At 61.3% G+C, this 20,640-nt stretch carries 17 protein-coding genes; 11 read left to right on the top strand and 6 right to left on the bottom strand.

Annotation, left to right across the window (positions count from 1 at the left end; genetic code table 11):
- Nucleotides 1-140 precede the first annotated feature (140 nt).
- On the top strand, nucleotides 141-968 hold the full coding sequence (gene fghA, locus WNZ15_RS21075; RefSeq protein ID WP_342894990.1) for an S-formylglutathione hydrolase: 828 nt from the start codon (nucleotides 141-143) through the stop codon (nucleotides 966-968).
- 9 nt (nucleotides 969-977) lie between these two features.
- Here the strand turns inward: fghA and WNZ15_RS21070 are convergent, their stop codons facing one another.
- From WNZ15_RS21070 to WNZ15_RS21050, 5 genes are all read right to left on the bottom strand, one after another.
- Nucleotides 978-2,060 carry a lysophospholipid acyltransferase family protein gene (locus WNZ15_RS21070; RefSeq protein ID WP_342894989.1) on the bottom strand — a complete coding sequence of 361 codons (1,083 nt, stop codon included), beginning with the start codon at nucleotides 2,058-2,060 and terminating at the stop codon, nucleotides 978-980.
- A complete protein-coding gene (locus WNZ15_RS21065) occupies nucleotides 2,057-3,490 on the bottom strand; it encodes a cytochrome P450 (protein ID WP_342894988.1) in 1,434 nt (477 codons plus the stop codon). The genes WNZ15_RS21070 and WNZ15_RS21065 overlap by 4 nt, the downstream gene beginning before the upstream one ends.
- Nucleotides 3,491-3,548: 58 nt before the next feature.
- Nucleotides 3,549-3,956 (bottom strand): DUF423 domain-containing protein, encoded by a 408-nt coding sequence (locus WNZ15_RS21060; protein ID WP_342894987.1) that lies wholly within the window; start codon nucleotides 3,954-3,956, stop codon nucleotides 3,549-3,551.
- A 42-nt stretch (nucleotides 3,957-3,998) separates the two neighbouring features.
- Complete coding sequence (locus WNZ15_RS21055) at nucleotides 3,999-6,041, bottom strand: M3 family metallopeptidase (RefSeq protein WP_342894986.1); 2,043 nt, start codon at nucleotides 6,039-6,041, stop codon at nucleotides 3,999-4,001.
- A gap of 170 nt (nucleotides 6,042-6,211) precedes the next feature.
- Nucleotides 6,212-6,820 carry a pyridoxamine 5'-phosphate oxidase family protein gene (locus tag WNZ15_RS21050; RefSeq protein ID WP_342894985.1) on the bottom strand — a complete coding sequence of 203 codons (609 nt, stop codon included), beginning with the start codon at nucleotides 6,818-6,820 and terminating at the stop codon, nucleotides 6,212-6,214.
- A 500-nt stretch (nucleotides 6,821-7,320) separates the two neighbouring features.
- On the opposite strand from WNZ15_RS21050, the gene WNZ15_RS21045 reads away from it, so the two are divergent.
- The 7 genes from WNZ15_RS21045 to WNZ15_RS21015 all read left to right on the top strand — a co-directional run bounded on the left by WNZ15_RS21045 (nucleotide 7,321) and on the right by WNZ15_RS21015 (nucleotide 14,781).
- Entirely contained in the window at nucleotides 7,321-8,667 is a 1,347-nt protein-coding gene (locus WNZ15_RS21045) for a substrate-binding protein (RefSeq protein WP_342894984.1), read from the top strand.
- A gap of 92 nt (nucleotides 8,668-8,759) precedes the next feature.
- The gene (locus WNZ15_RS21040; protein ID WP_342894983.1) at nucleotides 8,760-9,788 is read left to right on the top strand and encodes a branched-chain amino acid ABC transporter permease; all 1,029 of its coding nucleotides are present in this window, start codon (nucleotides 8,760-8,762) and stop codon (nucleotides 9,786-9,788) included.
- A gap of 1 nt (nucleotide 9,789) precedes the next feature.
- Nucleotides 9,790-10,926 carry a branched-chain amino acid ABC transporter permease gene (locus WNZ15_RS21035; protein WP_342894982.1) on the top strand — a complete coding sequence of 379 codons (1,137 nt, stop codon included), beginning with the start codon at nucleotides 9,790-9,792 and terminating at the stop codon, nucleotides 10,924-10,926.
- Between the two features lie 12 nt (nucleotides 10,927-10,938).
- Entirely contained in the window at nucleotides 10,939-11,694 is a 756-nt protein-coding gene (locus WNZ15_RS21030; protein WP_342894981.1) for an ABC transporter ATP-binding protein, read from the top strand.
- The gene (locus tag WNZ15_RS21025) at nucleotides 11,691-12,470 is read left to right on the top strand and encodes an ABC transporter ATP-binding protein (RefSeq protein WP_342894980.1); all 780 of its coding nucleotides are present in this window, start codon (nucleotides 11,691-11,693) and stop codon (nucleotides 12,468-12,470) included. Before WNZ15_RS21030 ends, WNZ15_RS21025 begins: the two co-directional genes overlap by 4 nt.
- 151 nt (nucleotides 12,471-12,621) lie before the next feature.
- Nucleotides 12,622-13,722 (top strand): calcium:proton antiporter, encoded by a 1,101-nt coding sequence (locus tag WNZ15_RS21020; RefSeq protein WP_342894979.1) that lies wholly within the window; start codon nucleotides 12,622-12,624, stop codon nucleotides 13,720-13,722.
- 102 nt (nucleotides 13,723-13,824) lie between these two features.
- Entirely contained in the window at nucleotides 13,825-14,781 is a 957-nt protein-coding gene (locus tag WNZ15_RS21015) for an ornithine cyclodeaminase family protein (RefSeq protein ID WP_342894978.1), read from the top strand.
- Between the two features lie 64 nt (nucleotides 14,782-14,845).
- Here the strand turns inward: WNZ15_RS21015 and WNZ15_RS21010 are convergent, their stop codons facing one another.
- Nucleotides 14,846-15,697, bottom strand: a complete 852-nt coding sequence (locus tag WNZ15_RS21010; RefSeq protein ID WP_342894977.1) for a GNAT family N-acetyltransferase — start codon at nucleotides 15,695-15,697, stop codon at nucleotides 14,846-14,848.
- 331 nt (nucleotides 15,698-16,028) lie between these two features.
- Here WNZ15_RS21010 and WNZ15_RS21005 point away from each other — a divergent pair, with 331 nt between their 5' ends.
- The 3 genes from WNZ15_RS21005 to WNZ15_RS20995 are packed head-to-tail and all read left to right on the top strand — an operon-like array spanning nucleotide 16,029 to nucleotide 20,587.
- Nucleotides 16,029-18,656 (top strand): caspase family protein, encoded by a 2,628-nt coding sequence (locus WNZ15_RS21005; RefSeq protein ID WP_342894976.1) that lies wholly within the window; start codon nucleotides 16,029-16,031, stop codon nucleotides 18,654-18,656.
- Between the two features lie 19 nt (nucleotides 18,657-18,675).
- Entirely contained in the window at nucleotides 18,676-18,942 is a 267-nt protein-coding gene (locus WNZ15_RS21000) for a hypothetical protein (RefSeq protein WP_342894975.1), read from the top strand.
- 22 nt (nucleotides 18,943-18,964) lie between these two features.
- A complete protein-coding gene (locus tag WNZ15_RS20995) occupies nucleotides 18,965-20,587 on the top strand; it encodes a caspase family protein (protein ID WP_342894974.1) in 1,623 nt (540 codons plus the stop codon).
- Nucleotides 20,588-20,640: the final 53 nt, after the last annotated feature.

The raw sequence follows: 20,640 nt of genomic DNA, 5'->3' as shown, positions 1-20,640 counted from the left end.
TGCCCCTGGAAGACATCAACAAGGGCTTCGACCTGATGCATGCCGGCGAATCGATCCGCTCCGTCGTGCTTTACTGATCATCCGCCTGCGCAGCGCCGCGACCCGTCGCGGCCGCCACTCGAAAGTGGACACCCCTGACAATGAAAACCGTTTCTGAAAACAAGGCCTTCGGCGGCGTTCAAGGCGTCTACAGTCACATGTCGGACGTCTGCGGCTCGGAAATGACGTTTGCCGTTTACCTGCCGCCGCAGGCAGAAGACGGCCCGGTTCCGTGCCTGTGGTATTTGTCCGGACTGACCTGCACCCACGAAAACGCCATGACCAAGGCGGGCCTTCAGGCGCATGCGGCGGAATTCGGCCTGGCCGTCGTGTTTCCCGACACCAGCCCGCGTGGCGACGGCGTTGCCGATGACGAGGCCTATGATCTGGGGCAGGGAGCCGGCTTCTACGTCAACGCCACCGAAGCGCCTTGGGCGGCGCATTTCCAGATGGAAACCTACATCGCCAGCGAATTGCGCGACCTGGTGACGGAGAAGTTCGCGGTCTCTGTCCATCACGGCATCACCGGCCATTCCATGGGCGGACACGGCGCCCTGACCCTGGCGATGAAATATCCCGGCCACTACCAGTCCCTGTCCGCCTTCGCGCCGATCGCCAACCCGACGCGGTCGGACTGGGGCCGCAAGCAGCTCGGGGCGTATCTGGGTCCCGATGAAACCGTGTGGGCCGCCCATGACGCAGCGCGGCTGCTGGAGGACAAGGGCTGGGCCTCGGATGTGCTCATCGACCAGGGCGCGGACGATCAGTTCTACGACCTTTTGCGGCCAGCCGCGCTGCTGACGGCCCTGGCCGATACGAAAACGGCGCACACCTACCGCCTCCGGCAAGGCTACGACCATTCCTATTATTTCGTCTCGTCCTTCGCCCGCGATCACGTTGCCTGGCATGCGGCGCGCCTGAAAGCCTAACCGCCAGGCCTAACCGCGCCGGGCCTGTTCATTTCGAACGGCGAGCGACCTGGCCCAGGCGCTCTTTGCGAAAGTCTTCGGCAGACGCAACTCGCCCAGCATGTACCATTCCTCGATGTGTTCGAGCACGATCGGTTCGAACACATCGTTGAGCGCTTGAAGCGTTGGCAGAACGGAATAGGGCCCGTCACCCTCAGGCCTTTCCATCGGAGGCAGGATGACCAGCTTGAAACGCGCGGGTCCAATGCGTGTCAGGTAGGTCGGCACGAGTGTGGCCCCGCTGGAATTGGCGATCTTGACCGCCACCACCGCATTCCCTTTTTGAGGAAGCTTGCGGCCGAAACAGGGCAAGTGCACCTGTTTGTCCCGCACCTCGTCAATGAAGATCGTCATGGAATACCGGCCGCCTGACATCAGCCTGCGCAGGCGGTAGGCACTGCGCTGGCCCGGCGGGAACAGATACTGGTTCCGTTCCTTCCTGATGGCGTGCACGATCCGGTTCTTGAACCGGTTCGGTTCGGGCTGGAACGGACCGATACTGGGGCCGGCAAGGCCTTCGTGTATCGCCACGAAGAGCGCTTCCCAGGTGGCGAGATGCATGGAGGTGAAAACGATGGGGCAGCCTGTTCGCCGGGCGGCTTCCAGATGCTCGATACCTTCAACTTCAACTCGAGAAGAACTCCATAAACTGTTGACGATACTGAATTCGGATATGGTCCTGGAAATGTTCCCCCACCACCATCCCAGCGCCTCTTTTTCGCGGGTGGCGTCGCCTTCCGGCCAGCGGCCTTGTGTCAGTGCGGAGAAATTTTCGCGAATGCGGCGGGGAAAGACCTTGTTGCGGTAGGACCAGCGCATCAGCGGAACGAGCGCATTGCCGAAGTTGGAAACGGCTTGCGCAGGGCAGCGCTTCAGAATGTGATGAAAGACGGTGTTGAGAAGCCCGTCCTTCGTGTGCCGTATCCAGTGGATGCTGGCCTTCAGGCGCAGTCCCCGGTCGCGGGAAAACAGGTCGCCCAACGGCGGCGCTTCGGGGTCTTCCGCGAGCGTCTCGGCAAATGGGATGTCTTCCAGCCGGGACGGTTTGCTCATGTGCTGCGCGGGTGAAGCGTCATCGGCATCCGGTCCCCGGGGCGCAGGGTCAGCCGCGCGACCGGCTGGATATCGGCACCGTCCTTCAGCTTCAGCTCGAAATTCTGGGCGAGAATGGCCAGGCTGAGGATCGCTTCCGTCATGCCAAACTGAAGACCGGCGCAGATGCGCGGGCCGATGCTGAAGGGGACATAACCGTATTTGTTCGGTTTCTTGGCCTTCGGATCCAGAAAGCGCCCGGGATCGAACACATCCGGTTTCGACCACAGAACCGGGTTGCGGTGCATCAGCCAGGGCACCACCATGACCAGCGACCCCTTCGGGACCGCTTTGCCGCCGATGGTCGTGTCTCCCGTTGCCTCCCGGGCAAGGATCGGAACCGGCGGGTAGAGGCGCAGGGTCTCTTCGATGACCGCCTTTGTGAAGGGCAGGCTGGCAACGTCCTTGAACGTTGGCGTGCGCCCGCCGAGCACCGTGTCGAGTTCGTCCTGCAACCGCTTGCGCGAGCGGGCGCAGTTGGACAGCAGAAACCAGGCCCAGGCGAGGGTGTTGGCGGTGGTCTCGTGGCCGGCCATGAAGATCACGGCGGCTTCGCTGCGGATCGCATCGCGGCTCAGGGGATTGCCCTCGTCGTCGCGCGCCTCAAGCAGGCCCCCGATCACGGATGCCTCGCCGTTTTCCTTTTGGGCTTCATAGCTGTCGATGATCTCGTCGAGCACGGACATGATACGCTGCACCGGCTGCTTGATGGCACGGCCCCGGATGCGGGGCAGCCATTCGGGCAGTCCGAACAGGGAAAACAGATCGATCTGGTCGATGTGGCGCTGGTATTCGGAGAATCCCTGAACGACTTCGGCGGCGTAATTCTTGCCGAGCTGGCGCCCGAAAATGGTTCTGCAAATGATTTCGGCGGTCAGATGCGCCATGTCGGCGAGTGCGTCGATCTCCGCGCCGTCGCCGAGCGCGGCCCATTCGGCGCGTTTCTCATCGATGGTGTCGATCATGATCGGCGCGAATCCCTTGACGCGCGAGCCGTGAATGATCGGTGCGACCACCTTGCGGCGTTTGGCCCAGGTTTCACTGTCGCTGATAAACAGGCCGTCGCCCAGAAGCGGCTCCAGCGCATGGCGCATTTGCGGGCTCTTGCGCTGAAGGACCTCGTGGTTGGACTGAAACGCCTCGCGGACGACATCCGGCCGGTTGCAGATGATCAACTCGCGCGTGAAAACCCGCTTGCTGCGCAAACGGCTTTGAAAGTCGTCAATTCCCCAGATGGAGAGAAAATTCCGCTTGGCCATGCCGATCAGGGTCCAGACCGGCGGCATTTTCTCGTGGCGAAACGGGTAGGGCGGGACAAAATCCTCGGCCGGGGCGATGTCCATCTCGCCGTCTTGCCGTGTGTCCTCGGGCTGCTGCGTGGGTAAGGTCACCAAAACAATCCAAATTCAGTCAAGTCACGCCGGAAGTATTTCATTTTCAGGCTTTTAATCACTTGGGCCGGACACGTAAAGCACCGATCGCGAGGGTCAGCCAGGACAAGATGACAAGCATGCCGCCGATGGGGGCGGACATGGCGAAAAGACGAGATCCGGCAAACGCGCGCATGAACAGATCGCCGCAGAAAAGGCCGAGGCCAACGGTCAGAAAGACCATGACAAGCGGAAGCAGCAGGACGCGCCGGATCTGCGAGAGAACGGCGAGCCCAAGAAAAAGCGAGGCGTGAAACAGAAGCATCTGGGCTGCTGTTTTCAAGGTGGAAGAGGCGTCCGCATGGGCCGACAGGGCAAGACTGACAACACCGGCCGCTCCGCAGAGCCCTGCGAGGACCATGCCGGCTCGAAGCAATCTTCCGGTCGGCTCGGCGGATGTTTGAATTTTCTTGTCGTACATGGTCATGCGCGGGCCTCGTGGACCGGCCGGCAGGGCCGACCGGCGGGATCAGGCGGCAAAGCCGCGTTTCTTGAGCAGAGCGTTGATTTTCGGTGCCCGGCCCCTGAAGGCGACATAGGCCTCTTCCGGGTCCTGACGGCCTCCCGCGGAATAGATATGCGTCAGAAGGTTCTTCGCCGTCCGGGGATCGAAGATGTCACGGGCTTCCTCGAACGCCTCGAACGCGTCGGCGTCCATCACCTCCGACCACATGTAGCTGTAGTAGCCGGCCGAATAGCCGTCGCCTGAAAACACATGCTGGAAATGCGGGATGCGGTGGCGCATGGTGATCGCCTCCGGCATGCCGATCCTGGAGAGGGCCTTCTTTTCGAAGTCGGCAACATCCAGGCTGCCGGGATCCTCCAGAAGATGCAGTTCCAGGTCGATCAACGCGGACGCGGTGTATTCGACCGTCGAGAACCCCTGATTGAAGTTCGCTGCGGCCAGGAGCTTGTCCAACAGATCGGTGGGCATCTGGGCACCGGTCTTGTAGTGGACGGCAAACTCGGACAGGATTTCAGGCTGAGACAGCCAGTGCTCGTAGAGCTGCGAGGGCAGTTCGACGAAATCGCGCGCAACGCTTGTTCCCGAAATCATCGGATAGGTCACGTCCGACAGAAGGCCGTGCAGCCCGTGCCCGAATTCATGGAACAGGGTCCTGGCATCGTCAAAGGTCAGCAAGGTCGCCTCACCGGGCGCACCCCTGGAGAAATTCATGACGTTGACGATAATCGGAGAGACATTGCCATCCAGCTTGTGCTGTGAGCGGAAGGCACTCATCCAGGCGCCTGAGCGTTTCGACGGGCGGGCAAAATAGTCCCCCAGAAACAGGCCGATATGCGTGCCGGACCGGTCGAGGGCCTCGAACACCCGGACATCGGGATGATACACCGGCATCCCTTCCAGTTCGCGGAAGGAAACACCGAACAGGCGCCCGGCGGTGTCGAACGCCGCCTTGATGATGTTCTCCAGCTGGAGATACGGTTTGAGTTCCGTCTCGTCGAGGTCGTGCTCGGCCTTGCGGACTTTTTCCGAGTAATGCCGCCAGTCCCACGCTTCGATGGGATGGTTTTCACCGCCGCTGCGCGCCATTTCGGCGAGCCTGGCCTCTTCCTCGCGGGCCTGGGCAACGGCTGGCTCCCAGACGGTCGTCAGGAGGTCGCGCACGTTGTCCGGAGTTTTCGCCATGGTGTCGTCGAGTTTGAACTCGGCGAATGTCTTGAAGCCGAGCAGGCGGGATTTTTCTGCGCGCAGCGCCAGCGTTTCCTGAATAATCGCGCGGTTATCAGTCTCTCCGCCGGTCTCGCCGCGTGACGTCCAGGCCCTGAAGGCTTCTTCGCGCAAAGCCCTGTTGGTCGAGAACTGCAGGAACGGCTCGATGGAGGAACGGGACAGCGTGATCACATGCTTGCCGTCCAGACCGCGTTCCCTGGCGGCTTCGGCTGCCGCCGTCAGAAGGAAGTCCGGCAGGCCGGCGCGGTCCTCTTCCGTTTCAAGAACGAGCTGGAAATCCGATTCGTCCTTCAGGACATGCTGGGAGAAATCCGTGCCCAACGTCGCCAGGCGTTGCGAAATCTCCGCCATGCGCGCCTTGCCCGCCGCGTCGAGGGAGGCTCCGGCACGCTGGAACATCTTGTGATAGCGCTCCAGCACGCGGGCCTCCTCGTCATTCAGGCCAAGCGTGTCCCGCTTGTCCCACAGGGCGGCGATCCTGTCGGAGAGACTTGCGTTCAAGAGGGTGTCCGAACCGTGCTTTGCAAGTTTCGGCGCCACGGCACGTTCTGTTTTCTGCAGGGCCTCACTGGTATGAGCTCCCGTGAGGTTGAAAAAAGTACGGGCCACGCGTGTGAGGGCTTCCCCGGACCGTTCCATGGCCACCACGGTGTTCTCGAACGTGGCCTCATCGTCCTGCGCGGCAATCAGGTCGATGTCCCGACGGGCCTGTGCCATCGCCACATCGAAGGCTTCTTCGAAATGGGCGGGCTCGATCTGTGCGAACGGTGGCAGTTGAAACGACGTGTCCCAGTCGGCAAGAAGCGGATTGGTTGTCATGGTGTCCTCGGCGGGAATGAATTGATCTGAGACAGATATGGCCCTAATTCCGGATGCTTCCAAGGCCGTTTCCTGAAATCGACCGGCAAACGGCGATCAGAAAAAGCGCAGTCGGGTTCCGGCGCCCGACGAATCCCGGGCGGGAAAGGGCGCGCCGCACCTGCTGTTTTCTACCACATCGAGGTTTTTGCGCGTTCCGGCCAGTCCTGATCATAGGACCGACCGTCGAAACCGTCCTCGATCTCCTGCATGATGTCACCTGGTGTCGGCAAGTCGCCGCTGGCGGTCTGCTGCTGCGCATTCCACAGATCCGCCCGCATGATTGCCCGGGCGCACTGAAAATAGATCGTGCCTGTGGTGATGACGATGACGCTGCGCGGAGGCTTCCCTTCCTTTTCAAAGGAAGCGAGCAGGTCGGGATCGACGGACAGGGCGGCTTCGCCGTTTATTCTGAGCACGTTGTTCCAGCCGGGCACCATGAACATGAGCGAAACCCGCGGGTCTCTCACGATATTGCGCAGGGAATCGATCCGGTTGTTGCCGCGCCTGTCGGGCAGGAGCAGGGTGCGTTCGTCGCGGATCCTGACGACGGCCTCGTCGTCTCCCCGGGGGGAGCAGTCCAGGCCTTCCGGGCCGCATGTGGACAGGGCGCAAAAGCGGGAGGTTTCGACGATCTTGCGATAGGCAGGGGTCAGGTGGGCGCTTTCCTTGATCAGGGAAGCCTTTCCCGGGGTTCCGTAGTGCGCGTGCAGCGCATCCAGCGTTGTCAGCAGGCTCATGAGTCGATGTCCGGATGTCGTGGTAAGGGCGTGGCCAATGCGAGGACTTTAGCTGTCGTGCCGGCTCATCGTCAATTTCCAGCTCACCGTCAGTTTAATGGCGAATCGCACACTTTGAAGGGTCTTGCACTTTGGTCTAAGATCTTGAAAGCCTATCGGTTTCTACCATTACGTAAACGGAACTTCGCAGTAGCGAAGCAAAGAATTATAAGTGTATGGAAACGAACGCGAAAGTTAATGGTGCGATGCGGTATCGAATAGTTTTCGCGGATTGAATTTAGCCGTGATTACTTCGAAAGTATAAGGACATGGCCAGGGGAGACGATCCGATAGTCGTATTGCTGATGTGCAGGTGAGTTTTTTACAGTCGGTACAGCTTGCAGTTTTGGAACAGAGGAGCCGGTCTTCCGGACGGGGTAAGGGCCAGAATTGCTTGCCGCTGTACAGCTACTGGCAGGTGGATCCAAGGTGGGTCCGCCATGCTTTTCTGGGAGGAAAGTATGAGCTTAATTCGCAAACCCCTTAATCGTCGTTCCATTCTGCGCGCAGGCGCAATGGGTGGCGCTGCACTGGCAACGCCGACGATTTTCACAAGCCGGGCATGGTCCGCAGGCTACCTGAACGAGCCGACCGGCGGTGAAGTGGTCCTGGGTTTCAACGTGCCGCAGACCGGCGCATACGCCGATGAAGGCGCCGACGAACTGCGCGCCTATCAGCTCGCCGTGAAACACATCAACGGTGAAGGCGACGGCGGCATGCTGAACACCTTCTCTTCCAAGGCCCTTGGCGGCAATGGTGTGAACGGCAAGAAGGTCGCTTTCGTGACCGGTGACACGCAGACCAAGTCCGATGCGGCCCGTGCATCCGCAAAGCGCATGATCGAAAAAGACGGTGCCGTGATGATCACCGGCGGTTCGTCCTCCGGCGTGGCAATCGCGGTTCAGTCGCTCTGCCAGGAAGCCGGCGTGATCTTCATGGCCGGTCTGACCCACTCCAACGACACCACCGGCAAGGACAAGCGCAAGAACGGCTTCCGTCACTTCTTCAACACGGAAATGTCCGGCGCGGCTCTGGCTCCGGTGCTCAAGAACGCCTTCGGAACCGACCGGACCGCGTATCACCTGACAGCGGACTACACCTGGGGCTGGTCCCAGGAAGGGTCCATCAAGAAGTACACCGAGAACATGGGCTGGAACACGGCTGCCGCCGTGCGCACGCCGCTCGGCGCAGGCGACTTCTCGCAGTACATCACACCGGTGCTGAACTCCGGTGCCGACGTGCTTGTCCTGAACCACTACGGCAAGGACATGGTCAACTCCCTGACCCAGGCGGTCCAGTTCGGTCTGCGCGACAAGCAGGTCAACGGCAAGGACTTCGCCATCGTCGTTCCGCTTTACTCCCGCCTGATGGCGCAGGGTGCCGGCGAAAACGTCAAGGGCATCTTCGGCTCCACCAACTGGCACTGGTCGCTGCAGGACGAAGGCTCCAAGGCCTTCGTGAAATCCTTCGGCCAGGAATACGGCTTCCCGCCGAGCCAGGCAGCGCACACCTGCTACGTGCAGACTCTGCTTTATGCGGATGCGGCGCAGCGTGCCGGTACCTTCGAACCCTGTGCCCTCGCAGCATCGCTGGAAGGCTTCGAGTTCGACGGCATGGGCAATGGTCCGACCCTCTATCGTGCAGACGATCACCAGTGCTTCAAGGATGTTCTGGTCGTGAAGGGTAAGGAAAATCCGAGCTCCCAGTTCGACGTTCTTGAAGTCGTCGAAGTCACCCCGCGCGCTCAGGTCGAATATCCGGCCGATTTGCTCGGCGGTGATCTCGGGGCGTGCAACAACGGCGTTTAAGGCCTTGAAAATCGCAGCCGCCGGGGCTTCAGGCTCCGGCGGCTGCTTTCGATCAAGAGGCACTTGGGCTTAGCAAAACAAGCGGCAAGACAATGGATGTGATAGTTCTACAATTGCTCAACGGGCTGGACAAGGGTGGCGCCTATGCGCTGATCGCCCTGGGACTGACCCTGATCTTCGGCACGCTCGGGGTCGTCAACTTCGCTCACGGTGCGTTGTTCATGCTCGGTGCGTTCTGTGCCGTGTCCTTCAACGCGTTGCTAAGCCTGGAAATTGTCGCGCTCGATCCGGACAAGACCACGGCCTGGGGCACGCCGCTCGAAATTCGCACGCCTTATATCGAGGCCTATTTCGGCGACTTCGGCGCCTGGATCCTCAATTATTCCGTGCCTGCATCCATCCTGCTTGCCATTCCGGTCATGCTGATCATCGGGTTCGTCATGGAACGGGGCCTGATCAAGCACTTCTATAACCGTCCGCATGCGGATCAGATCCTCGTGACGTTCGGCCTCGCGATCGTCCTGCAGGAGATCATCAAATCCATTTTCGGTGCCAATCCGATCCCCCAGGCCGCCCCCCAGGCGGTGCGTGGCGCGGCCGATATCGGCGCCGTGTTCGGCTTCGATCCCGGGGTGATTGTCTATCCCTACTGGCGCATGGTCTATCTCGGTTTTGCCGGAGCCATCATCGCTGCCGTCTTTGCGTTTCTTCAATTCACCACCTTCGGCATGGTCGTACGGGCGGGCATGGCGGACCGTCATACCGTCGGGCTGCTCGGCATCAACATCGAACGCCGGTTTACTGTGGTCTTCGCGCTCGCCGCGGTCGTTGCCGGGCTTGCCGGTGTCATGTACACGCCGATCCTGCCGCCGGATTATCACATGGGCATGGATTTCCTGGTGCTCAGCTTCGTGGTCGTCGTGGTCGGCGGCATGGGGTCGCTTCCGGGCGCTGTCGCCGCGGGCTTCCTGCTTGGCATCCTGCAGTCCTTCGCCTCCATGAACGAGGTCAAGGCAATTCTTCCGGGCATTGACCAGATCATCATCTACCTCGTTGCAGTGGTTATCCTCCTCGTGCGTCCGCGCGGGCTGATGGGCCGCAAAGGCGTCATGGAGAACTAAAATGAGTACAAGAATGTCTCCTGCACGCGACCTGATGTTTTTCGGTATCTTCGCCGTCGCAATCCTCACCATGCCGATATGGCTGGCGCCGGTCGGCGCGGGCTATCCGGATCTCCTGCAGAAATTCGCGATCTTCGGACTGTTCGCAACCGGCTTCAACCTGCTGTTCGGCCTGACCGGCTACCTGTCGTTCGGCCATGCCGCCTTCCTCGGGGTCGGGTCCTATACGGCCGTCTGGTCCTTCAAGCTGCTCGGCATGAACCCGGTTCCTGCCGCCGTGCTTGCGGTGGTCACGTCGGGCGTGTTCGCCCTGGGGATCGGCTATGTGTCGCTGCGCCGCTCAGGCATCTATTTCTCGATCCTGACGCTTGCCTTCGCGCAGATGTCCTACAACCTCGCCTATTCGGTGCTGACGCCGATCACGAACGGGGAGACCGGCCTGCGGGTCCTGCAATCCGATCCACGCATTTTCGACAGCTCGACAGCAAGCGACGGACCGCTGATCGCCAACCTGTTCGGAATTGAAATGACGGGATGGGGCGGGTTCTACTTCTGTGCCGTGGTGCTGCTGATCGGTTTCTTCATTGCGCAGCGGATCTTCCGTTCACCCTTCGGCATCATGCTGCGGGCCGTGAAGACCAACCAGAACCGGATGACGTATACCGGGCTCAATCCGCGCCCCTATACGCTGGCGGCCTTCGTCATATCGGGCATGTATGCCGGTCTTGCCGGCGCGCTGATGTGCATCACCGATCCGCTGGCCGGTGCGGAACGCATGCAGTGGACCGCGTCGGGTGAGGTGGTTCTCATGACCATTCTCGGCGGGGCGGGAACCCTGCTCGGGCCGATCTTCGGTGCGGCGCTGATCAAGTATTTCGAGAATATCTTCTCCGCGTTCAACGAGCAGACACTGCACGAGATCTTCGGGTTCCTGCCAGGCTTTCTGGAAGCGCCGGTGGTCTCTGTCGCGAGCCTGTTTGTCGGCGAGGGCTGGCATCTGACCCTTGGTGTGCTGTTCATGCTGATCGTGGTCTTCCTGCCGGGCGGGATCATGGAAGGTGTTTCCCGGATCGGCCGCCTGTTCAGGAGGAAATCCTCGAAATCGGATCAACGCGGCACGACGTCCCCTGCTGAGTAAGGAACACACAACATGGAAATCTTGCGCGTAGAGGGCGTTAACAAGTCGTTCGGCGGATTGAGAGCCCTCAACAATGTGAACTTCTCGGTGGAAGAGGGCGATGTGCACGCGATCATCGGGCCGAACGGGGCAGGGAAGTCGACCTTCCTGAATTGCCTCATCGGCCGACTGATCCCGGACACCGGCAGCGTGATGTTCGGCGATGTGTCGCTGACCGGCATGAAGCCCTACCAGATCAATCAGGTGGGCGTGTCGCGGGTGTTTCAGACCCCGGAGATCTTTGCCGAACTGACGCTTCTGGAAAACATCATGATCCCGACGATGGCAAAGCGGGACGGCACGTTTGCCCTGCATATCTTCAAGCGCCTCGACCAGGATGCGGAAGTTCAGGACAAGGCACTCCACATGCTTGAGGATGTCGGGCTGGCGGAAAAGAAGGACGACATTGCGGGATCCCTGTCCCGGGGTGACAAACGCCGCCTCGAACTGGCCATGTGCCTGACGCAGGACCCCAAGCTTCTGCTTCTGGATGAACCGACCGCGGGCATGTCGCGGGCCGATACCAACAACACCATCGATCTCCTGAAGCGCATCGGTGACCGCGGCATCACCAAGGTGGTCATCGAGCACGACATGCATGTCGTGTTCTCGCTGGCCGACAAGGTCACGGTGCTTGCTCAGGGAGCGATCATCGCGGAAGGCAAGCCGACGGACATAAAGGGCGATCCGCGCGTTCAGGAAGCCTATCTCGGAGGAGCGCACCTGTGACCATTGTCGAAGATCAGTTCAGCGGCCGGACCGCTCCGGGCGTCCAGCCAAAAAAGGCGGCGGGTGCCGCCCCCGCATTCTTCTCCGCTTGGGACATGCACGCCTATTACGGCGAAAGCTATATTGTCCAGGGTGTCAGTTTCGATATCCGGGAGGGCGAAATCCTGGCTCTGCTGGGCCGCAACGGTGCTGGCAAGACGTCCACGTTGCGCACCATAGCCCGCATGGACGACCCCCAGTTGACCCGCGGCGAAATCTGGCTGGATCACAAGCCGTTGCACGAAATGAAGAGCTACCAGGCCGCACGACTGGGTGTGGGGCTCGTTCCCGAGGATCGACGGATCATTCCAGGTCTGACGGTTCAGGAAAATCTGGAACTGTCCCAGATCGCCGAGCCCAAGGGCTGGTCGATCGAGCGCATTTACGATCATTTTCCACGTTTGGCGGAAAGACGCGCACAGGACGCCGTGACCATGTCCGGCGGCGAACAGCAGATGCTTGCCCTTGCCCGGATCCTTGCAAGGGACATCAAGCTGCTGCTGCTCGACGAGCCCTATGAAGGACTTGCGCCTGTCATCGTTCAGGAAATCGAGCGTATCCTCGAGGGTGTCAAGGAACTGGGCATCACCACCGTGATTGTCGAACAGAACGCGATTGCCGCGCTTCATCTTGCGGACCGTGCCGTCATCCTCGATATGGGCGAAGTGGTTTTCGACGGGTCGGCCCAGGATGTTCTCGACAATGCCGAGCTGCGCCAGGAATACCTTGCGATCTGAACAAGAGGTCGATCGGAATCAACCAGGCCGGCGCCCCGCGCCGGCTTTTGTTGTGGGAGGTCTGTAAAACGGAGACCTCCGGGTTGCTGGACCATGAAGCCGCAGCCTATACTTTGCCTGATTTTATTCCTCGCCAGGCCGGTGTCTTCTAGTGAAAAGTCTCAGATCCGAATTGCCCAGCCTCACTGGCTTCGCCATTTTTGCCGTTTTCTTTTATGCGGGGGACAGCCTGTCTCCGGACAGGGTGGGCATCGGCCCTTCGCTGCTCCTGCTGGGGGTTATTTTCGCCACTGTGATGTGGTGCGCCTTTTCGGTGGTGCGCCACGCGGAATGCCTTGCAACGCTGCTCGGAGAACCGTTCGGAACACTGATCCTGACACTGGCCGTCATCGGCATAGAGGTGGCGCTGATTGTCGCGATCATGCTCTCGGGTGATGCGAACCCGACCATGGCCCGCAACACCATGTTTTCGGTCGTGATGATCGTGCTCAACGGGCTGGTGGGTGTGTGTCTGCTCGCCGGAGGCTTGCGGCATCGCAATCAGACCTACAATCTTCAGGGCGCCAACGCGTTCCTGTCGGTTCTCGTTCCGCTGGCGATATTCGCGCTGGTGCTGCCCCGGTTCACGCAATCCGCGCCGGGCGGTGAACTGTCACCGATCCAGGCCGGCTTCGAAGTGGTCATGTCGGTCCTGCTCTACGGGGTCTTCCTTGCGATACAGATGGTCACCCACAGCGACATTTTCCGCCAACCCGACGCAACGGACGATGACCACGGCCATCACGACATCGTGGTTCGATCGATGCCGTTTCATGTGGTCGGCCTGTTCGGCGCGCTTCTGCCGATCATTCTGCTGTCGAAGAAACTGGCGCTTTACGTGGAATTCGGCATCGACGGGCTTGGGGCTCCCCTTGCCTTGAGCGGGTTCATCGTCGCGGCTCTGGTGCTGATGCCCGAGGGGCTGAGTGCGCTCCAGGCTGCCCGTGAGAACAAGCTGCAACGGGCGGTCAATATCTGCCTGGGGTCGGCGGTCGCAACCATCGGCCTGACCGTGCCCGGAGTGGTCATCGTGGCCTCCGTGATGGGACTGAATGTCGAACTCGGCCTCGAAACGCCGGAAATCATTCTTCTGATCCTGACCCTGTTCGTAAGTCTGCTCACGTTCGGGAACAGACAGACAAGTTATCTGCAAGGGGCTGTTCACCTGAGCCTGTTCGCCGCCTATGTGATGATGATTTTCGATTTGTCCTGAGACATCCGCAGCCTGAACAGATATTGCGGGCCCCGGCCTTGGAAGCCGGCATTGAATGTGGTTTGTATGCCTGCCGATTTCCCTGACCGCGGTTGACCCGAAATGCTTCTCCTGACTGAAAACCAGACCCGTGACGCCCTGCCGTTTCCCGAGCTGATAAATGCGCTTCGCGAAATGTTTCGCGACGGCTGCGTCATGCCCACCCGGCATCACCACGACATGGAGATACCGGGAGAGGCGGACGGCACCATGCTGTTGATGCCGGCCTGGGTTCCCGGCGGCTTTGCCGGCGTCAAGGTTGTCAACGTGATTCCGGGAAATTCAGCACGAAACATGCCAGCGGTTGCCGCGCAGTACCTGTTATCGGATGCCAGCACCGGTGAAATGCTGGCGCTGGTGGACGGCGGTGAACTGACGGCCCGGCGCACGGCCGCAGCTTCCGCGCTCGCCGCCGGATATCTGGCGCGCCCGGAAGCCCGCCATCTGCTGGTGCTCGGGACCGGGCGTCTGGCCGCGAACTTGATTGCCGCTCACATGGCGGTCCGGCCCATTGATACGATAACCATCTGGGGGCGGTCCGCAGACAAGGCCGAAGCGCTGGTTGACGCGCTCAAGGGGACCATTCCGGTCAGGATGGCGGTCGCCGGCCAACTGGAGGATGCGCTCCCAAAGGCCGACATCATCAGCTCCGCCACCATGTCGTCCGTGCCCCTGATCAAGGGAGATTTCGTATCACCTGGCACCCATGTCGATCTTGTCGGCGCCTTCAAGCCGAGCATGCGTGAAAGCGACGACACCCTGATTGGGCGCGCGGAGATCTATGTCGACACACGCGACGGCTGCCTGTCCGAGGGGGGCGACATCGTTCAGCCGATGCGCTCCGGAGTGATCACCGGTGAGGACATCAGGGCCGACCTGTATGACCTCTGCCGCGGCGACCATGCCGGTCGTTCGTCGGAGGATGCGGTCACGCTGTTCAAATCGGTCGGGGCAGCCCTGGAAGATCTGGCCGGCGCCATCCTGGCCTATCAGAGCATCCGCCGTTTGCCGGATGCGTGACGCATGGATGGCAGACGGACGGCATCGTGCGCCGCCTGAGGCGCCGTCAGGCCGCTGCAAAACGTCAGCCCAGCTCGAAGGTCGTGATCCCGTAGATCTGGTCCATCGGCAGATCGGGCACCGGGCCGCGGTACATGCGGAAGGTTTCGAACTCAGGTGACAGCTCGTATTTTTCAGCGAGCAACAGGGCGCCGGGATTTGGCTCAGGCGTATCCAGAACGACCATTTGCCCCTTTACCTGTCCCGCGAGTGCGCGAAACAGAGTGTCGGCAATTGCGGGGGTATCGGCAAACAGTGGACCGATCTTGTAACCCTCGGCGCACTGGCGGATCACACCGTAACCCTTGAGGCTCCCGTCTTCGACAAAAGCGAAGCCTCTGCGTGTTTCCAGCATCGGCGCGGTCCAGAGCTGGAGAAATCCGGTGCGCGGCGCCGGGAAGAAGGTCTGGTCGTAGTCGCGTACGGCGGGAAACAGGCCCTGGCCGAGCTGTGCCAGACGCGGGTCCATGGGCGTGTCGCAGAGCGACAGTCCCGCATGGCGCACGTTGCGGTAGACCGGCTTGAAGCCGTGTTCGGCATAACTGCCTGTCTGTTCCTTGACCGCGTCAAGGCCGATCAGGCGGGAACCCATGTAGGTCATGGCATGGCTCCAGATCCGGTGTCCGTAGCCATGTGCCCTGAATTCGGGTTTGCAGATATAAAAACCGATGAAACCGAATGCATCGCCGTAGCGAACGGCGGAAATCACGTTGACCAGCTTGCCGTCGATTTCGCCTGCGAGAAACCCGGTCGGATCCGCGGCGTGAAAAGCCGGTCCGTCCTCAAGACCCGGGTTCCAGCCTTCCTCCTTGGCCATTTCAATGGGGATATGGATTTCGTCTTGCCGCAGCGGGCGGACTTTGAGTTGTGCCGTCATGTCGATACCGGGTGTCCTGATTTTTTTCAGCCTAGGCCGACTCGCGCGGAATTGAAATGGCGGGCCCGGCGAGGTCCCGGACCGGCTTGCGTCCGGATGGTAAGTATGTATCACTTGACGTAAGGAAAAGGGAGCTGGGGGGCGCCGGATGCGATTGGGCCGGTCCGCCGATAGTGTGAGTTTCGTCACAGACAGGCAATGGCTCAGGCATGTAGGTTTGACAGCGTGATCCAGTGCTGAGGGCATTATGCAAAATTTTGATATTACACCTCTTGCTTACCGGCGGACTGAGAAGCCGAAGGCACCTTTTAACAAGCGCCTGAGGCGGGCGGTGCGCTTCGGTGTTCTTGCCGGTCCTCTCGGACTTGCACTGGCGACGGGGTCCGCCTTTGCTGCGGCTCAGTCGGAAGACGGGCGCCGCGTGGCGCTGGTGATCGGCAACCAGGACTACCAGTTTGTGGAACCCCTGGAGAATCCGGAGAACGATACCAAGGAGATCACCAAGGTCCTCCAGGAAGCGGATTTCGACGTAACGGTCGGGCTGAACCTGAGCAAGAAGGATCTGGAAAAGGTCGTGCGCCGTTTCCTGAGGGAGCTGAACGACGGCGACACGGCGTTGTTCTACTATTCGGGGCATGCGCTCCAGGTGGGCGACTCAAATTTCATTCTGCCGGTCGACGCCAAGCTGACGTCCCAATATGATCTGGAGTTCGAAAGCCTCAAGGTGTCGCATCTGCTGGATTACATGAAGGCCGCGTCCAGCCTGCAGATCGTGATGCTGGATGCCTGCCGGGACAATCCGTTCGAAATCGCCAGTCTGTTCTGGGGTGAGGAAGAATACGCGCTCGGCAAGACCAGAGGCCTGCGGCGCATTCCCAACAAGCTCGGCAGCTTCATTTCCTACGCGACCAGACCGGGGCAGGTGGCATTCGACGGCCAGGGCCCCATGAGCCCCTTCACCTCTTCGGTCGTCGGCAACGCACTGAACCCCACACTCGAGATCAAGGACCTGATGACGCGGGTGCGCGATGAGGTCGTGCGCAAGACCGGCGGCCAGCAGATTCCTTATGAGGATTCCACTCTGGTCACGAATTTCTATTTCGTGCCCCCGAAACCGGAACCGATCGTGACGGCCCATCACAGGGTAAGCGCTTCCGTTGACAGTCCTGCCGTGGCTCTCAATATTCCCGAGCCGGTGCAGCCGGAAGGCGGGACACTGCAGGCAATCCTCACGCTTTCGCCGGAGAACGGCGAACTCCGGCTGCCCGGCGGACGGACCGTGGCCGAGGGAACCGAGTTGACCGCAGCCGAACTCGCCAGCCTGGAATATGTCCCGACGGGTTCGAGTGCCGGCGATGTTGAGCTGATCGGTTACGACGTGAAGGACGAGTGGGGCGGATCCGCTTCCGCCATTGCGTCCGTGACCCTTGCCCAAGTTGTGGAACAGCCCGCACAAGACACACAGGCGGAAGATCGGGGCCAACGTCTCGGCGAACTTCTTGCCTGGATCGCGGACCAGAGCTCAGGTGCCGTGGAGGTCGATATCGGCGTTGGCCCCGTTCCGGTCTATCCGCAGGCTCCCGCCAACGGTCTGCCGCCGACGAGCGACTGGTTGAAAATCGTTTCCGTTGAAAGCGACCTGCAGCTGTCGTCCGATGGGCGGTTGCTGCAGGCCGGTGACCGGTTCCCGGCGAGTGCCCTGGCGTCCCTGACCGTTCGCCCGCAAATCGGCAGCCAGTCGACGGCGGGAAAATTCGTGATGGAATTGCCTGCGGTAAACGGCGTCCAGCCTGCCACGGTCACGCAAGTCGTACAGCCGCGGATTACCCAGTGCGATGCGCTGGCAACCCAGCCCTTCGATCTGCAGGCCGTCACGGAAGGCCGCCTGGCGAACCTTCTCGACAGCGGCGAAGTCGACAGCGCATGTGCGGCGGCAATGGCCGCCTATCCCGAAATCGGCCGCTTCGTGTTCCAGCGCGGCCGCGGTGCATTCGCGGCGGGAGATCTCGCCGGGGCGATCGCCTTCTTCGAACAGGCCTACCAGATGGGCCATGTGCGGGCGGGTCAGGTCTTGGGGCGCATGTATTTTCTCGGGGCCGGCATCGACCGGGACCGCGAGAAGGCTGTGGAACTTTATCGCAAGGCGGCCGAGCGCGGCGATGCCTATGCGATGCACTCCCTCGGAATTGCGGAAATCAAGGGCGACGGAACGCCTCAGGATGAAGCGGCGGGACTGAAAAGGCTCCTGCAATCCGTCGAGGCCGGGCATACGTTTTCCTACAACGCCATCGGCGGATTTTACCTGCAGGGCCAGCACGTCGATGAAAACGTCGACCGGGCCGTCTACTACTACAACAGGTCCGCTGCGCGTAATGACATCTATGGGTTCCTGAACATGGGCACGCTCTACCGGGATGGCAAAGGCGTTCCTGAGGACAATGAAGCCGCGCTGGGGTGGTTCCGCAAGGCGCATGACGGCGGCCACCCGGCGGCCGGCACCGCGATCGGGCTGCTCTATTTCAATGGCCAGGGGGTCGAGAAAAACGAACAGGAAGCCACGCGCTGGTTTCGCGAAAGCGCCCAGAGAGGCGATCCCTGGGGCGCATTCAACACAGCCTTCATGCTTGGCAGACAGTCCGGTGAGACGGCGGGCCGGGACCGGGTGCGCATGCTTGCCATGGCCGTGGCCATCGACCCCACATCGTCTGCGGCCGAACAGGCCAGAGACACATTGAGCAAGGCTCAAAGCGGCTACAAGGCGAAGGTTCTGCAGCAGGCCCTGACGGATCTCGGTTTCGAACCCGGTCCTGTCGATGGCCAGCCCGGGCGGAAAACGCGCGACGCCCTTGCGAATTTTTTCCAGCAATCCGGGCGCGAACCTGTTCAGGGGGACGAGGCCCTGGTCGCGCTTGTCAAGTATCAGTGGGAACAGGACCGTCCCCGCTACGACCTATTCTAGGGTACCAAGGAGATATTCAATGAAATCGTTTCAGTTCATTCTGCCGGTCGCCGGCGTCCTTGCCATGGGGCTCGCCGGGTGCCAGACACAGAACGCCGGCAACAGCGCGGCACCCGCGGCTACGCGGACGGCCAAGCCGGTCACCGCGACCACAACGCCGCGCACGCCCGCGCGGGTAATCGTGCCCAGGGAATCCGGCGGCAACAGCGGCGGTAGCGAAAGCGGTGGTGGCGGCGGCGGCGGCGGTGGCAGCCCCGGTGGCGGCGGCGGCGGTTCCTGGGGCTGATCGGCAACCGAGAGTAAACGTCATGTACAAGTCAATTGATCAACGCGTCCGGCGGCGCTTGCTTCCGCCGGTCTGCGGGGTGCTGCTCGCGCTGTTGTGCGTGTCGCCGACGGTGGCGGGCGAATGGCGCGCCCTTGTCATCGGGGTCGATGCCTACCGGAATGTGTCGCCGCTGAAAGGCGCCGTCAACGACGCCAAGGATATCGCGGCGACCCTCACGGCGGCCGGTGTCGGTGATCTGACCACCCTTTATGACGGGGAAGCCACCCGTGAGGCGGTGCTGACCTCCTGGCAGGCGCTCCTGTCCCGGTCGGCGCCCGACGATATTCTGGTTCTGTCTTATGCCGGGCACGGCGCGCAGGAAACCGAATGGGTCGCCGGGTCCGAAAAGGACGGGATGGACGAGGTCTTTCTGCTCGCCGATTTTAGCCTGACGGCACCGGGAAACCGGGAGCGGCTGCGCGATGACGACGTGGCGGCGATGCTGCGCGCGGCGGGTGGACGCAGCGTGCTCGTGCTGGCGGACAGTTGCCATTCCGGCACAATGACACGGTCGATCGATCCCAGAATCACGCGTCTTGGAACTCGCCTGGTGGGCCTGCCACCACTGGAAAACGACGTGTTGCGGTCACAAGAGCCGCATCCGGTCCTCGCCGATCCTGCGCCTGACGGGCAGGATGTGAAGTCACTGGCCAATGTGATCTACGTCGGCGCCACCGTCGACGGGCAGGTGATCCCCGAACTCGTGATTGCCGGTCAGCCAAGAGGTGCCCTGAGTTGGGCCTTCGCACGCGGTGTCGAGGGACGCGCCGACCTGGACAAGGACGGCGGCATTTCCATGGAGGAACTGAGCCGCTTTCTCCAGGAGACCGTCCGCGTCGCGACGGAAGGACGGCAATCGCCGAGCCTGAGCATCGGCGGCCAGACCCGTGCCGCCGTGCTTCCGAGGGTGGTGGACGACATTCTGGAACGCGATGACGGCACCCTGACAATCACCGCAAGCAGCCCGGCCGCGCTGCCTGTTCTCAAAAACCTGGCAGGCGACCACGGGGGACGGTTGCAGGTGATTGAAGAAGGGGCGGCCGATCTCTACTGGGACGTGGACGAAGGCGATGTCCTGACAAAATTCGGCGATGTCGTTCTGCGCGCCGGTGCGGCGAACGCGGACGGCTTCGGCGCGGTCGTCTCGAAATGGGTATTTCTCTCCGATCTCTATGCGCTTTCCCGGCAACGTCAGCCGATCGAAGGACGGCTGCAGCCGTCGGTCGGTCATATTCCGGAAGGGTCTCCCTTCAAGGTCGGCCTGACCTCGGACCGGGATGGATACATGGCCGTCTTCGGCGTCGAGGCCGACGGAACCCTGCGCCTTCTGGCCCCCGACAGGAGGGCTGACCCGCAAGGCACCGACACAACAGTCGGGGCCGATCTGCCCTATGTCCTGAACCTCAGGGCTGCCCTGCCATTCGGTGCCGACCATATTGTCATGGTGCGGTCTCAGGAACCCATGCCGCAACTGGTTGGCGTGCTCACGGCGCTGGACGGTCGCAAACTCAATACGGCGATCACACCCGGTCTGTTGAAGCTTGTCGGCAAATCGGCAGACGCGATCGGCGTTGCGGCGGTCTACACGCAACCGGCCGGCTAGCCGATTGAAATCGCTTTCGCACATGTGCCGCGGAATTCTTGTTTGTGTGACCA

The organism is Roseibium sp. AS2, assembly GCF_038900065.1.
GTDB lineage: Bacteria > Pseudomonadota > Alphaproteobacteria > Rhizobiales > Stappiaceae > Roseibium.
This window is presented reverse-complemented; position numbering and strand designations above follow the sequence as displayed.